The organism is Tardiphaga sp. 709 (assembly GCF_032401055.1).
Lineage (GTDB): Bacteria > Pseudomonadota > Alphaproteobacteria > Rhizobiales > Xanthobacteraceae > Tardiphaga.
Genome location: NZ_CP135529.1, coordinates 1,794,596 through 1,809,080 on the forward strand (window position 1 = coordinate 1,794,596; position 14,485 = coordinate 1,809,080).

Sequence of the window (14,485 nt, forward strand, 5' to 3'; positions counted from 1 at the left end):
GTCTGGCAGCATGACATCAGCCTCTCCCCATTCTCTGCGCGTTGCCGTTATCGGCGGCGGCGTGGCTGGCGCTTTTGCCGCGCTCATTCTGTCCAAGCTGCCGCAGATCGGGACGATCACCGTGCTGGATCGCGACGGCGCCTTCGGACGTGGGCTCGCCTATTCCGCGAAAGCCCAGTGGCACCGCATCAACGTCCCCGCTTACAAGATGGGCGGCCTCGGCGCCGACGATGATGGCTTCGTCGAATGGCTGACGGAGACTGGCCAAACTGACTGGCCGGATTACTCGACATCCTTCGTGCCCCGCCGGGTCTATGGCGACTACATCTCGACGAAGTTCAACGAACTGACCGGCACCGGGCGTGTGACGCCGTGGCAGGATGTGGCTCTGAGTGTGGCGCGGCAGAGCGATGGCTATCGCGTTGCGACGGCATCGGGCGCGATCATCGACGCCGATCTGGTGTTCCTCTGTCTTGGCAACCAGCCACCATCGCCATTTCCCGGCATCGAGGCATCGCCGCGCTCGATCACCAATGTCTGGACGCCGGGCGCGCTCGATCCGATCGGAAAGGACGATCGCGTGCTGGTCATCGGCACCGGCGCCACCGCGGTCGATATGGTGATCGATCTCGTCCATCGCGGCATGCGCGCGCCCATCACGATGGTCTCGCGGCGCGGGTTGCTGCCGCTGATCGACGTGCCGGCGCAGACCGATCCTGATCCGATGACGTCATTCCCGGTGCCCACTGCGCGCGGCCTTCTGGCGGCGTTGCTCAGGGACACCCGCCGCAAGGTTGCCTCAGGAATTCCATGGCAGACGATGGTCGACACGTTTCGATTGTCGATCGGTGAACTCTACAGGAATGCCTCCGAGACCGAACGTGCCCGTTTTGCGCGACACCTGCGTGCGATCTGGATGGTGCATCGTCATCGGCTGGCGCCCGACGTCGCCGAACTCCTGGAAGAGTTACAGCGGGACAACCTCCTCGACGTGGTCGCTGGTCGCATCGCCAGCGCGATTGCGACACCGTCGGGACATGACGTCACTATCCGCAAGCGTGGACACGGCGAGATGATCAACCTCGCCACCAACTGGATTCTCAACTGTACCGGCCCGGAAGAGCGTTATGATCGCCTGGGTGATCCGCTCATCAAATCCCTGCTCGCAACCGGCTACGTCCGCACTGGCTTCAACGGCCTCGGCCTCGATGTCGCCCCAACCTGTGAGCTGCGTGACAGCGCCGGTCATGTTCAGCCCGGCTTCTATGCCATCGGCCCGGCGACGCGCGGCGCGTTCTGGGAAGTGACTGCGGCGTCCAACATTCGGCGGCAGTTGCTGGCCGTGAGCGAGCAGTTGAAGACGCTCTAGCCCTTCCGCCACGGCACGATGGCGCGCTCCAGCGCGTCGAAGCTGGCGTTCATCACGAAGCCAATGATCGCGATGACGAACAGGCCGACATACATGGTCTGGACGTCGAACAGCTCCCACGCATTCCAGATCATGTAGCCGAGCCCCTGCTTGGCGCCGACCATCTCGGCGATGGCGATCAGCACCAGGCCCATGCCGGCGCCGAGCTTGATGCCGGTCATGATCAGCGGCAATGCGCCGGGCAGCGCTACGGTACGAAACATGTTGAAGCGGCTGGCGCCGAAATTGCGGCCGACGTCGAGGAAGATCGGCGCGATCTGTCGCACGCCGGCCGCGGTATTGATCACCACCGGATAGAACACGCCGATCGCGACCATTGCGATCTTCGAACTTTCGCCGAGGCCGAAGATCAGCAGGATCAGCGGCAGCAGGGAGCTCTTCGGAATTGGGTAAGTCGCGGAGATCAGGGGATCGAAGGCCGCACGTATCGGCCGATAGAGCCCAATAGCAAGGCCGATCACGATGGCCGGCACACAGCCAACGATAAAACCGGCAGCGAGGCGATACAGGCTGGCTCCCACATGACGCCACAGCGCGCCGGAGGAAGCGAGCTCGAACAGATGCCCAATGATGTTCGAGGGCGCCGGGAAAAACCTGACATCAACGATGCCAGTGCGGGCGCAGATTTCCCACAGGCCCAGCAGCACCAGCGGCGACAGGATGCTGATGGTGCGATCGCCCCACAGCGAGCGGGCGCGGACCGAACTCATGCCTTGCTCCCCGGCTCGCGGCTGCGCGCGCGATCGACCTCTTCGCGCAGTTGCGCCCAGATGTCATAGACCAGTTCGCCGTAAGCCGGCGTGTGCCGGAGTTCGACGACGTTGCGTGGCCGCGGCAGGTCCACCGGCACGATGGTCTTGATGCGCCCCGGCCCCGCTGTCATGACCATGATGCGATCACCGAGCGTCACGGCTTCGTCGACGCTGTGGGTGATGAAGACCACGGTCTTGCGGGTCTCTTCCCAGATCCGCAGCAGTTCTTCGTGCAGCAATGTCTTGTTCTGCTCGTCGAGCGCCGAGAACGGCTCGTCCATCAGCAGGATATCGGGATCATTGGCGAAGGCCCGCGCGATGGAGACGCGCTGGCGCATACCGCCGGAGAGCTGATGCGGATAAAGCACGCGCGCACCATACATGCCGGTCTTGTTCAGATAGTGCCCAACCACGTCATCGACGCGCGCCTTCGGAACATTGCGCATCGTCAGACCGTAGGCGGCGTTGTCCCACACGGTCATCCAGGGAAACAACGAGTCCCCCTGGAACACCATGGAATTTTGCGGATGGCCGGGCTGCGGATTGGCGATATCGATCCGGCCTTCCGATGGCGCATCCAGTCCGGCAAGCATGCGCAGCAAGGTCGTCTTGCCGCAGCCGCTTGGACCGACCACCACGAAGAAGGTGCTGGCCGGGATATCGAGCGTGATCCGGTCCAGCGCCAACTGCGTATCATGCCGCTTGGTGACGTCGCGCAGACTGATCTTCGCCGCGGGCACTGGCCCGCTATCCCCGATTCCTGCTGTCGACATCTGCACTGCCATCGTTACGTTTCTCTACGCCGTTTTACTTGGGCCGCGCGAACGGCCCCAGGACTGGCTTCAGTCCATCGACATAGGACATGTCGACGACCTTGGCTGCCTCGATGTCGCTGGTGACCAGCCCGCGCGACTTGAAGTAAGCGAGATCGGTTTCGACGCTGGGCAGATTGATCTGACCGTCGGGATCGATGAACACCGGCACGATCTGATGCAGCAGTGCCATATCCTTGATCCCCGTCATTTCGGCGATGTCCTTGATCATGTCCTCGGCGCCGGGCCCCGCGATCTTGCCGTCCTTCAGCGTCGCCGCATAGGCGCGCACGCCGCGCAGATAGGCCTTGAGGAAGGCCGTGACGGTCTTGCGGTCCTCGGCGAACTTGCCATTGATCAGCAGCATGGCGGTCTGTTGCACCGGATAGAAATCATCGAGGCCGACGAAGCGCACAGCGACATTGTTGCGCACCATTGCCGTCACACCCGGCTCCGCCGAGATCGCCGCGTCGATCGCCTTGTTGGCGAAGGCGGTGAGATGCTGCGGGAATGGCAGGAAGACCTTTTCGATATCCTCGTCCTTTAGCCCGGCCTTTTTCAGCGCCTGGTTGATGACGGACTCATCGGCCGCGCCATTGGCGATGATCGCGACCTTCTTCCCTTTGAGATCCGTGAGCGACTTGAACGCGCCAGACTCGATCAGATCCTTGCGCACCATCAGCGCCTTGTAGCTGTAACCGGCGATATTGGTGCCCTTGTCGGCCACCATCTTCAGCTTGAGGCCACGATTGACGGCATTATAGAGCCCGGCGGAAGCCGCGCCTGCCGATGCGTCGAGATCGCCAGCGCCGAGCGGGGCCACCATCTTGGCACCGGAATCGAACGGGATCAGTTCAACCTTGACGCCCTCTTCCTTAAAGTAACCGCGCTTCTCCGCGAGGAACAGACCGATATCCGATGACAGATTGGTCGTCCCCACCTTGACCGTCTTCATCTCCTGGGCGTTCGCAAGACCCAGCATCGACATCGCAACACCGGCGGCAACAAGCAGACGTTTCAGCATGATCGGTCCCTCTTTATTTCGCATGAAAGTGATACAGCAGAACGCGCTGCAGCTCAGGGCAAGCGTGGAAACAGACGCCTCGGATTGGTTTCAGCAATCAGTTCGATATCGGCAGCGGAAAAGCCCGCAGCCTTGACGCTGGCAAGGGGATCGCGATCCGCCGGCGGGAAGGACTCGTCAGTACCGAGCGCGACGCGTTCGATGCCTACGGTATCGGCGAGGAAACGCAACGCTTTCGGCGCATGCACGATGCTGTCATAGCCGATGCGCGAGGCGTAGACCGATGGATCGCATTGCGCGACATCGCCCTGCCCCGCGCGATCCATCCGCGCATGCATCACGTCGAAGCGACCCAGCAGATAAGGAAATGTGCCGCCGCCATGGCTGAGGACGATCGAGAGCGACGGGAAGCGATCGAGCACACCTGAGAAGATGATCGAGCCAATTCCGAGTGTGGTATCGAACGTGTATTGGGCGATCTGCGTCAGCGCGAATTTCGCGGCACGCGGCGCAGCATCCACCAAAACGGGATGCAGGATGACCGGCAGCCCCAAGGCTTCCGCCTTGGCCCAGAACAGATCGAGCGGCTTCTCGCCGATATTGACGCCTTCAACATTGGCCGGGACCATGACCGCGACGGCGCCGAGACCCACAACGCGGTCGAGTTCGGCCGCAGCATCGGCAGCGTCGACCAGCGGCACCGAGGCGACAAAGGAAAAGCGGTCATTGTTAGTATGGCACCACTCGCCCAGCGTATCGTTGAGCATACGATGCCAATGCGCGCAGGCATCTTTCTGAAGGCCATAGCCATAGATGTCCGGCCATGTGGCGACCAGTTGCCGGTCGAGACCCTGGCGGTCGAGGCTGGCACGGCGTTGTTCAACCGGCTCGACCAGTTGCGGGAAGAACGGCCGAACCCTGAAACCATAGTCGAAGCCGAGGGCCGGCGGCTTGCCATTCCCTGATGGCAGCAGCCTCACACCGCAATAGGCGCCGCGGCCATCGATCGCGGACAGCAACTGCGGCGGCACGTAATGGGCATGGATATCGATCGGCACAATCAGTCCCTATGCGGCATTGGTCGTGCGCTCGCGCGCATCCTTGATGAGGCGCCACAGACGCGGCGGCGTCAGCGGCAAGTGATGAATCTCGACATCGAGCGGCGCCAGTGCTGCCGCCACCGCATTGGCCGTCGCTGCAGCCACAGCAACGATCCCGCCCTCGCCCGCGCCCTTGGCACCCAGCGGATTGCTCGGCGACGGCCGCAGCTCCAGCGTCACCGCGCGCAGGACTGGAAAGTCGCTCGCGGTCGGCACCAGATAATCGGCCAGAGAGGCGTTCAAGAGCTGTCCCTGATCGTCATAGATCAGATGATCGAGGAAAACGCCACCCAGTCCCTGCACGATGGCACCGATCGCCTGCCCGTGCACGATGGCCGGATTGATAGCACGCCCGACATCTTCGACTGCGATGTAATCGAGAACTTTCACCGCGCCCGTACGTGGATCGACGGTGACATGTGCCGCATGGGTGCCGTAGCTATAGGTGCGCACATCGTTGGAGAATGTGCCGTCAGCTTGTAATTCACTATCGGCGGCGAGCGACACGAGCGACACGGATGCGCCGTTATCGGCGATGACGTTCGCGTTCACGATCTTCAATTCGCTGTTGGGCCTGCCCAGATGATTGGACGCCTGCTGCAGGATCTTCTCGCGGAGCCGGGTGGCGGCGTCGAGCACGGCCGAACCGCCCATCACCACCGCACGCGAATGATAGGTGCCAAAGCCCTCATCGAGCAGCGTGGTCGAGCCATGCAGCACACGGATGCGATCGAACGGGATCGACAGCGTATCCGATGCGATCTGGCCGAGCACCGTCTCCAGACCCTGCCCTAGCACGGATGAGCCGACGGCCACCGTCAGCGAGCCGTCCTTTTCGAGGGTAAGCGCGGCGTTCTCCTTCGGGCCGGCGCCGCCGCTTTCGACGAAACAGCCGAGCCCGATGCCATGACGTACGCCATCTATCAATTTGCCTTGCAGATGACGTTTCTCGAACCAGCCTATCTCTTTCAAGGCGCGCTCGAACACCTCGACATAGTCGCCGGTGTCGTAGGATGTCGGCCCCTCATAGGGCACGAGCCCATCGATCGGATATGGCAATTCCTGTTCGGTGATCAGGTTTTTGCGCCGGAATTCGGCGATGTCGATGCCGAGATCCATGGCGGCCATGTCGATCAGCCGCTCGCGAAAGAAATTCGCCTCGAAGCGGCCCGGCCCGCGATAGGTGCCGACCGGCGTCTTGTTGGTCATGAAGGCTTCGACGGAGACGCTGACATTGGGGATGCGATAAGGGCCGGGCAGAAACTGCGCTGCCTTGGCCGGCACCACGCCGCCATTGGTGCGGATATAGGCGCCCATATCGGCGAATACCCGGCCGCACAAACCCAGCATCATTCCGTCGCTGCGGCAGGCGAGCGACAATTCGCAGGCGATATCGCGTGAGTGATTGATCGCCATCAGATGCTCGCGGCGATCCTCGATCCATTTGACCGGGCGTGCCAGTTTGCGGGCAGCGAAGGGGATCAGGAAATCCTCGGGATAGAATTCGCCGCGCACACCGAAGCCGCCGCCGACATCGATCTCGATCAGATCGATGTCATCCTCGCGAAGGCCCAGCATCTGCGCCAGCGCGCGGCGGTTATAGAACGTAACCTTTGTCGCGCCTGTGACGACGAGCCGACCGGCCGATGAATTCCATTCTGCGAGAAGGCCCCGCGTCTCCATGGGCAGCGCCGTGTGGCGCTGCACGCTGAAGCGCTCGGTGCGCACATAGTCCGCCGACGCGAAGGCCGCATCGGCATCGCCAAACCCGGCATCGTAGCGCAGCGCAACGTTATCTTCGGCGAAGTCGAACAGCGGAGTTTCACTTGCGCCGCGCTCAGTGACTGCGGACAGCGCTTCAAATTCGATGCTGATCGTCTCCAGCGCATCCTCGGCCAAGGCGCGGCTGTCGGCGACGACGATAGCGATGGGCTCACCGACATAACGCACCTTGTCGCTTGCGATGACAGGCTGACGGAATGGCTCGAATTCGGGCAGCGGCGCCAGGCGAAGCGGGATGATGGGGATGGTGCCGCCGATATCTTGCGCCGTAAGCACGGCGTGAATACCCGGCATCGCCAGCGCAGCCGATGCGTCGATGGACGCGATCCGCGCATGGGCGATGGGGCTGCGCAGGATCGCGGCATGCAGCATCCCCTCGACGGCAAGGTCATCTGCAAATTTGCCGGATCCCGACAGGAAGCGCGCATCCTCCATGCGCTCGACCGCGCTGCCGACCAGGAGTTTGGCGATATCGCTCATTGCGCCGCCTCGCATTGCACGTCGCTATAGGCAATGCGGGCTTCCATGATCGCCGCGATGATCGGCAGATAACCGGTGCAGCGACATAGATTTCCGGAAATCACTTCTCGGATGCGATCCTCATCTGCATGTGGCTCGTGGGTCAGCAATGCATGCGCCGTCGCGAGAATGCCGGCCGTACAGAAGCCGCATTGCAAAGCGTGATGTTTGCGGAACGCAAGCTGCAACGCACTGAGATGCGCTGCGCTGCCAAGACCCTCGACGGTGGTTATCTCGCGTCCTTCTGCCTGCGCCGCCAGCATCAGGCAGCCGCGGACGGCGGCACCATCGACGATGACCGTGCAGGCACCGCAGACCCCGTGCTCGCAGCCCAGGTGTGTGCCGGTCAGGTGCAATTCGTCGCGCAGCGCATCCGCCAGCGTGGCGCGTGGTTCGACCGTGACGGTCGTTTGCGTGCCGTTGACGGTTAAACGGACAGGGCGCGCCGATATCATGCTGCCTCCGGCAAAGTGATGTCGGCCGCACGCGCCAGCGCCCGCTCCAGCAACACACCGAGAAGATCGCGGCGATAGGCAGCCTCCGCGTGGATATCATCGGCAGGATCGACCGCGTCCCGCGCGGCAGCCCCGGCCTGTAAAATCACGTCGGCATCGATCCGGCGGCCATCGAGGATGGCCTCGACACCGGGCAGTCGCATGGGGCGATCCGCAACGCCGATGACCCCGATATGCGCGTTATACGCCAGGCCCTGCGCGTCGATGTCGTAAAATGCGGCAACACCCGCCAGCGCAAAATCTCCGCGGCGGCGCGCAAATTCCTCGAAGGCCCAGCGCCGCGCCTTCTTCCAAAGCGGGAGACGTATGCTGGTCAAGATTTCGTTGGCCTCCAGAACCGTGCTGAGACCGCCGGTGATGAACTCGTTTGCGCTCAAGATGCGGGTCCCGGTCGATCCGACGATCGTCAGCATCGCATCGCAGGTCACCGCAATGCCCGGCATCTCGGCGGCCGGATCGGCATGGGCCATGCTCCCGCCGACGGTGCCGCGGTTACGAACCTGGTAATGCGCGACATGGGCGATGGCCGCCGCCAGTAGCGGATGCGCCTGTGCGAGCCGCGCATCACGCTCGATATCCCGCCAGGTCACGAGGGCGCCAAAGTCGATGCCCTCAGCGGAAATACTGATACTTTTGAGATCTGGCAGCCGTCCGATATCGACCAGCACGCTTGGTGCCGCCAGCCGGAAAGCAAGCATCGGCATCAGGCTCTGCCCACCCGCGATCACCTTGGCATTGCCACCATGCGCCGCGAGCGCGGCAATCGCCTCGGTCAGCGTAGCAGGGCAAATATAGTCCAGCGGCGGAAGCTTCATGGGCTGATTTGCTACTTCTCAATTGCTGAGAACACTATCTTATCTTATAAGAAGGTACGCGCACGGCAATGTTTGTTGGTGCGCAAATGATATCCACATGCTGCCGTTTCCATTGGCAAGCATTACCGAATGGAGGTTCCGTTGGCCATCAAGAGAGCCGCAACTGCGTCGAAACGCGTCGACCAGACGGACCGTCCTCCTGCTGCGGATGGCAGTTCGCGAAAGATACTTCGCGCCCTGCTGGCCTTCTCCACCGATCGTCCGCGGCATTCCGCAGAAAGCCTGTCTGAACAGATCGGCGTGCCACTGTCGTCGACTTATCGGTATATTGGCATCTTGCGCGAAGCCGACCTCATCGACGAAGACGGCCGCGGCTCGTTCGTGCTCGCGCCGCGCGTCATCGGCCTGGCTCAGGCGGCCCGAGCCGGCACCGATCTCGCCTCCATTGCACGCCCCTTCATGAAGCGCGTCTCTCAGGAGGTCGGAGAAACCATCATCCTGCTACGCCGATCGGCCGATCGCGCCGTATGTATCGAGCGCGCCGAATCGTCGTCACGCATTCGCCTGACCTTCGAGGTCGGAACGGCCTTGCCGCTGCACCGTGGCGCCGGACCGAAGATGCTGCTCGCGCATATGCCTGAAGCTGAATGCGAGACAATCCTCGATGACGCCGTTCGGCGCGATCCCGGCTTCGCACCACATCGCAGGCTGCTGGTGCGCGAGCTCGCCGTGATCCGCGAGCAGGGATGGTCGGAGTCGCGTGCGGAGATCACGCCGCATGTCTATGCCGTCTCCGTTCCCGTCCGCGATTCCAGCGGTGTGATCGCCGCGGTCTCGTTCGTCACGCCAGCATTCCGCACGCCCAAAGCCAGCCAGATCAGGCTGCGCGAACATCTGCAGCATGCGGCCACGGATATCAGCAGGGCTTACGCAGCCGTCAGCCTCTGACGGCCGCGTGTAACGGAAACGATCAGATCGGATAGTGCTGCGGGCCAGTCTCGATGGTAATCCAGCGCAGTTCAGTGAACTCAGCAATGCCGGCCTTGCCGCCGAACCGACCGTAGCCCGACGCCTTCACCCCGCCGAACGGCATCTGCGCCTCGTCATGCACGGTCGCGCCGTTAATGTGGCAGATTCCAGACTCGATCCGCTTCGCGACATCCAGTGCACGGGCGATATCGCGGCCGAACACCGCTGCCGATAGTCCGTATTCGGTATCGTTGGCCACACGCACGGCTTCCTCGACACCATCGACGCGCACCACGCTGACAATCGGGCCGAAGGATTCCTCGCTGTAGATGCGCATCGCCGAGGTGACGTGATCGAGTACTGTAGCCGACATCAGCGTGCCATCGACGCTGCCGCCTGCCACAACGCGGGCGCCCTTGCCCACGGCGTCCTTGATCAGCGCCTGCATGCGATCCGCAGCATCCTTGCCGATCAGTGAACCGAGCGGTGTATCGCCCTTGCGGGGATCGCCAGCGACAAGATGACCGGCCTTGGCGGCGAGCTTGGCCACGAAAGCATCAGCGACCCTCTGATCAACCACAAGGCGCTCGGTAGACATGCAGATCTGCCCCTGATTCATGAATGCTCCAAAGGCCGCGGCCGCCACTGCTGCATCAAGATCCGCATCGTCGAGCACCACCAGCGGCGCCTTGCCGCCGAGTTCGAGCAGCACCGGCTTGAGATATGTCGCGGCAGTCTGCGCGATGATGCGCCCGACGCGGGTCGAACCGGTAAAGTTGATCCGGCGCACGGCGGGATGCGAGATCAGCGCATCGATCAGCGCGGGCGCATCTTCCGGCGCGTTGGTGATCACATTAAGTACGCCCGGCGGCAGACCGGCTTCGCGCAGGCACTCGCCGATCAACCGATGTGTGCCCGGGCAGATTTCCGATGCCTTGAGAATGACAGTGTTGCCGCAGGCCAGCGGTAGCGCGACCGCACGTACGCCGAGGATGACCGGCGCATTCCACGGCGCGATGCTGAGCACAACGCCCGCGGGCTGGCGGATCGCCATCGAGATGCAGCCGGGCTTGTCGGACGGGATCACCTCGCCGGAAATCTGCGTCGTCATCGCCGCCGCCTCGCGCAGCATGTTGGAGGCGAGATGAACATTGAAGCCGGCCCAGCCGGCGGTGGCCCCAGTTTCTGATGCCATCAGTGCGATGAAGTCAGGCGCCTTGCTGGCAAGGATATCGGCCGCCTTCAACAGAATGGCGCGCCGTGCTCCCGGCCCCGTCGCCGACCATACAGGGAAAGCAGCGGCAGCGGCATCAGCGGCACGCTTGGCATCGGCGATTTGGGCTGCCGCGGCGCGCGAGGCGATATCGCCGGTCATCGGATTGAGGCGATCGAATGTCGCGCCGTCGATGGCCTGCACATCCTGGTTCTCGAGCAGCAGATTGATCTGGTTCATGGCGATGTCCTCCGTTGGATGTTTTTGAAATGCTCAGGCCGCGCCGCTGGCGAGACCGCCGAGATAGGCGCGGCGCACGGCGTCGTCGGATTGAAGGGCTGCAGCGGTGCCGCTGCCGGTGATCCTGCCGTTCTCGATCAGGTAGCCGCGATCGGCGATAGCGAGACTTTCGCGGGCGTTCTGCTCCACCAGCAGCAGGCCGACACCGGTCTCACGCACCTTGCGCAAAGCGGCGAACAATTCGCGGACCAGCAGTGGCGAGAGGCCAAGGGACGGTTCGTCGAGCAGAAGGATGTCGGGGTTCGACATCAGCGCGCGACCGATAGCGACCATCTGCTGCTCGCCGCCGCTCATGGTACGCACCGTCTGCGCCAAGCGTTCGCCGAGCCGCGGGAACAGCGTCATCACCTTGGCACGCTGCGCTGCCTCGACAGCCCGCGCACGCTTCGGATTGGCGCCGAGCAGCAGGTTTTCGGCCACGGTCAACTCGCCGAATACACCACGCCCTTCCGGTACCAGCGCAAGCCCAGCTTCCACGATCTCATGAGGCGGCAGACGGGACAGATCACGACCGGCGAGTTTGACGATCTTGGCTGGTGACGGGAGCAAGCCGGCGATGGCCTTGAGCAACGATGACTTGCCGGCGCCATTGGCGCCGAGAATGACAATGATCTCGCCGCGCTCGACATGGAGCGCCGCATCGCTCAACGCGTGATGCTGGCCATAGGTGACGCTGATATTGGAGACCTCAAGCATCCGCCGGCACTCCCAGATAGGCTTCGATCACCGCAGGGTCGCTCAGCACAGCAGCTACAGGCCCTTCTGCAATCTTGCGGCCACTGCTCATGACCACACAGCGATCGCAGAGCGAACGGATCGCATCCATCACGTGCTCGACCAGCAGAATCGACAGCCCCTCCTGTTTGAGCGATCGGATCAGCTCGATGCCGATCAGCAATTCGGACGGGTTCAGACCGGCGAGCCATTCGTCGAGCAGCAGCAGGCGCGGCTGCAGCGCCAGCGCGCGTGCCAGTTCGAGCCGCTTGCGGTCGATATAAGTGAGTTCCGATGCGGGCCGTCCGGCAAAGCCGGCGAGACCGACCCGCGCGAGCAGGCCGGCCGCAGCTGCCGCCATCGCGTCGCGTGCAAGCGGCGCATGATGAAAGGCCAGCCCGGCCTCAACATTCTCGCCGCAGGTCATGCCGTCGAGCACGCGCACCAGCTGGAACGTGCGCGCGAGACCGAGTCGCGCGATGCGATGGGTCGGCCAGCCCGCGATATCGTGGCCGGCGAAGGCAATCACGCCCGCATTCGGCGACAGCACGCCGGAGATCAGGTTGAGCGCCGTGGTCTTGCCGGAGCCGTTGGGACCGAGCAGCCCAACGATCTCGCCGGCATGCACCGTCAGGTCGATGCCGTTGACGGCGATGAGACCGCCAAAGGCGCGGGTCAGGCCTTCGATGCGAAGCACTGGCGTTGCGCTGGGGGTCATGCCTGCGCTCCCCGCATCTTCGACGCCGTGGGTCGCCAGGTTTTCAACCTCTCCCAGAGGCCGACCACGCCTGATGGCAGCGCATAGACGATCAGCAGGAACACCACGCCCATGATCAAGGTCGATGTGCTGGGAAAGCGCGCGGACAGAAAGTCGAACAGCAGCGTCAGCGGAATGGCGCCGAGCGCTGGACCCCACAGGCGATGGGCGCCACCGAGCAGCGCCATGATCACCACTTCGAAGGAAATGGTCGCGTTGAAGGCGATCGATGGCTCTATATAGGTGAAACGCGGCGCCATGATCGCACCAACCAGCGTCATGAAGGTGGCGGTGATGGTGAACAGCGCGACCTTGGCGATGGTGACGTTGATGCCGCAATGCCGCGCCACAGTCTCGTCCTCGCCGATGATGCGCAGTGCGAAGCCGAAGCGCGAGCGGGCGATCAGCCAGCCAGTACCGAACACGATGACGGCAAGCGCCAGCAGCTGCCAGTAAATGTCGTTCTGGGTGATATCGACAAAGACGTAACGCCCGAGCACGCGGGTCTTGTTGACCTCGTACCAGACCACGATCTGGCGCACGAGTTCGGCGAGACCGAAGGTGAAGATAACGAAATGCACGCCGCTCAGCCGCAGCGTCGACAGGCCGACGATGACGGCCATGACCGCGCCGATCACGGCCGCGATCAGCAGCACCAGCGACCACGGCAATTGCTCGCCCAGAACGGCGACGGTGTATGCGCCGACACCGAAGAAGGCTGTGGTCGCCAGCGACACATAGCGCGTCGGGCCGGAGAACATGCCCCAAGCCGTCGCCAGCACCGTGAATTGCAGGAGACTGATCGCGAGCGCGAGGTGATAGGCATCGACAATCATCGGGACGAATGCGAGCGCAACCACGGCTGCGAGACAGATCGCGCCGGTCATCATTTGGGTACGGCTCATCGCTGCGCCCTACCGAAAATACCGGCCGGCTTCACCAGCAGCACACCGAGGAACAGCGCGAAATTCACCGCAAGCGTCAGGCCGGGATCGATGAAGGTCGCCACCAGCGCTTCGCTCAGTCCCAGCGCCAGCCCGGCGACGAGACAGCCCAGCAAATTGCCGACGCCGCCCATCACGACCACGATCAGCGCCTTCATGGTGAACACCACGCCGGAGGTGGCGCTGAAGGTCAGGAACATGCTGATCAGCACGCCGGCAGATGCCACCAGCGCGCCGCCGAGCGCAAAGGCCAGCGCCGATGTTCTGGTCACATCGATGGCGACCAGCTGCGCAGCGATGGGATCAACAGCTACGGCGCGGATCGAGGTGCCGATCCGCGTGCGGGTCAGTGTGAGATACAGCGCCAGACCAACGACGACCGCGAGGCCAAAAGCAATCAGGCGGTTGAGCGCCAACACTTCGCCGACGATCTTCACAGGAATGGCAAGGAACGAATAGCTGAAGTAAGCGCCACCGAACATGGTCAGCATGATGCCCTGCACGATGAACATCATGCCGAAGGTCGCCAGAATACTATCGACCTCAAGGGCGTCGCGGGTGCGCGCGCGGCGCACCAGCGGCGTGAGCAGCACGCGATACAAGAGATAGCTGATGCCGAAACTGACCGGAATGACAAACGCCAGTCCTGCGAGCGGATTGAGCGCCCAGCCGGTGAACAGCCAGTAGGACGCAAAGGCCGCACCGATCAGGAACTCGCCATAGGACAGGTTCATGATCCGCGCCACGCCATATTGCAGGGTCAACCCCATGGCGATGAGCGCGTACATGCCGCCCAGCACTAGGCCGGTGAGAACCGCGTTTGTCATTCTGTCAGACCAG

14 protein-coding genes are annotated in these 14,485 nt (G+C 63.0%); 2 read left to right on the forward strand and 12 right to left on the reverse strand.

Going from position 1 to position 14,485, the window contains the following annotated elements; genetic code table 11:
• The first annotated feature begins 10 nt into the window (after positions 1 to 10).
• Positions 11 to 1,369: an FAD/NAD(P)-binding protein gene (locus RSO67_RS09045; RefSeq protein ID WP_315843206.1), complete on the forward strand. Its 1,359-nt coding sequence runs from the start codon at positions 11 to 13 to the stop codon at positions 1,367 to 1,369.
• Here RSO67_RS09045 and RSO67_RS09050 read toward each other — a convergent pair.
• The 7 genes from RSO67_RS09050 to RSO67_RS09080 are packed head-to-tail and all read right to left on the reverse strand — an operon-like array spanning position 1,366 to position 8,748.
• Complete coding sequence (locus tag RSO67_RS09050; protein WP_315843207.1) at positions 1,366 to 2,139, reverse strand: ABC transporter permease; 774 nt, start codon at positions 2,137 to 2,139, stop codon at positions 1,366 to 1,368. The genes RSO67_RS09045 and RSO67_RS09050 overlap by 4 nt on opposite strands.
• Positions 2,136 to 2,966 (reverse strand): ABC transporter ATP-binding protein, encoded by an 831-nt coding sequence (locus tag RSO67_RS09055; RefSeq protein ID WP_315843208.1) that lies wholly within the window; start codon positions 2,964 to 2,966, stop codon positions 2,136 to 2,138. The genes RSO67_RS09050 and RSO67_RS09055 overlap by 4 nt, the downstream gene beginning before the upstream one ends.
• A 22-nt stretch (positions 2,967 to 2,988) precedes the next feature.
• On the reverse strand, positions 2,989 to 4,017 hold the full coding sequence (locus RSO67_RS09060) for an ABC transporter substrate-binding protein (RefSeq protein ID WP_315843209.1): 1,029 nt from the start codon (positions 4,015 to 4,017) through the stop codon (positions 2,989 to 2,991).
• Between the two features lie 53 nt (positions 4,018 to 4,070).
• Positions 4,071 to 5,075, reverse strand: a complete 1,005-nt coding sequence (locus RSO67_RS09065) for an amidohydrolase family protein (protein WP_315843210.1) — start codon at positions 5,073 to 5,075, stop codon at positions 4,071 to 4,073.
• 9 nt (positions 5,076 to 5,084) lie between these two features.
• Entirely contained in the window at positions 5,085 to 7,379 is a 2,295-nt protein-coding gene (locus RSO67_RS09070; protein ID WP_315843211.1) for a xanthine dehydrogenase family protein molybdopterin-binding subunit, read from the reverse strand.
• Positions 7,376 to 7,873: a (2Fe-2S)-binding protein gene (locus RSO67_RS09075; protein ID WP_315843212.1), complete on the reverse strand. Its 498-nt coding sequence runs from the start codon at positions 7,871 to 7,873 to the stop codon at positions 7,376 to 7,378. The genes RSO67_RS09070 and RSO67_RS09075 overlap by 4 nt, the downstream gene beginning before the upstream one ends.
• On the reverse strand, positions 7,870 to 8,748 hold the full coding sequence (locus RSO67_RS09080; protein ID WP_315843213.1) for a xanthine dehydrogenase family protein subunit M: 879 nt from the start codon (positions 8,746 to 8,748) through the stop codon (positions 7,870 to 7,872). Before RSO67_RS09080 ends, RSO67_RS09075 begins: the two co-directional genes overlap by 4 nt.
• Positions 8,749 to 8,889: 141 nt before the next feature.
• On the opposite strand from RSO67_RS09080, the gene RSO67_RS09085 reads away from it, so the two are divergent.
• Positions 8,890 to 9,696 carry an IclR family transcriptional regulator gene (locus RSO67_RS09085; protein WP_315843214.1) on the forward strand — a complete coding sequence of 269 codons (807 nt, stop codon included), beginning with the start codon at positions 8,890 to 8,892 and terminating at the stop codon, positions 9,694 to 9,696.
• 22 nt (positions 9,697 to 9,718) lie between these two features.
• Here the strand turns inward: RSO67_RS09085 and RSO67_RS09090 are convergent, their stop codons facing one another.
• From RSO67_RS09090 to RSO67_RS09110, 5 genes are read right to left on the reverse strand one after another with little or no spacing between them, the layout of a single operon-like run.
• Positions 9,719 to 11,170, reverse strand: coding sequence for an aldehyde dehydrogenase (locus RSO67_RS09090; protein WP_315843215.1), 1,452 nt, complete (start codon positions 11,168 to 11,170; stop codon positions 9,719 to 9,721).
• 33 nt (positions 11,171 to 11,203) lie between these two features.
• On the reverse strand, positions 11,204 to 11,926 hold the full coding sequence (locus RSO67_RS09095; protein ID WP_315843216.1) for an ABC transporter ATP-binding protein: 723 nt from the start codon (positions 11,924 to 11,926) through the stop codon (positions 11,204 to 11,206).
• Positions 11,919 to 12,662 carry an ABC transporter ATP-binding protein gene (locus tag RSO67_RS09100; protein ID WP_315843217.1) on the reverse strand — a complete coding sequence of 248 codons (744 nt, stop codon included), beginning with the start codon at positions 12,660 to 12,662 and terminating at the stop codon, positions 11,919 to 11,921. Before RSO67_RS09100 ends, RSO67_RS09095 begins: the two co-directional genes overlap by 8 nt.
• Entirely contained in the window at positions 12,659 to 13,606 is a 948-nt protein-coding gene (locus tag RSO67_RS09105; RefSeq protein WP_315843218.1) for a branched-chain amino acid ABC transporter permease, read from the reverse strand. Before RSO67_RS09105 ends, RSO67_RS09100 begins: the two co-directional genes overlap by 4 nt.
• Positions 13,603 to 14,472, reverse strand: a complete 870-nt coding sequence (locus RSO67_RS09110) for a branched-chain amino acid ABC transporter permease (protein ID WP_092144790.1) — start codon at positions 14,470 to 14,472, stop codon at positions 13,603 to 13,605. Before RSO67_RS09110 ends, RSO67_RS09105 begins: the two co-directional genes overlap by 4 nt.
• Positions 14,473 to 14,485: the final 13 nt, after the last annotated feature.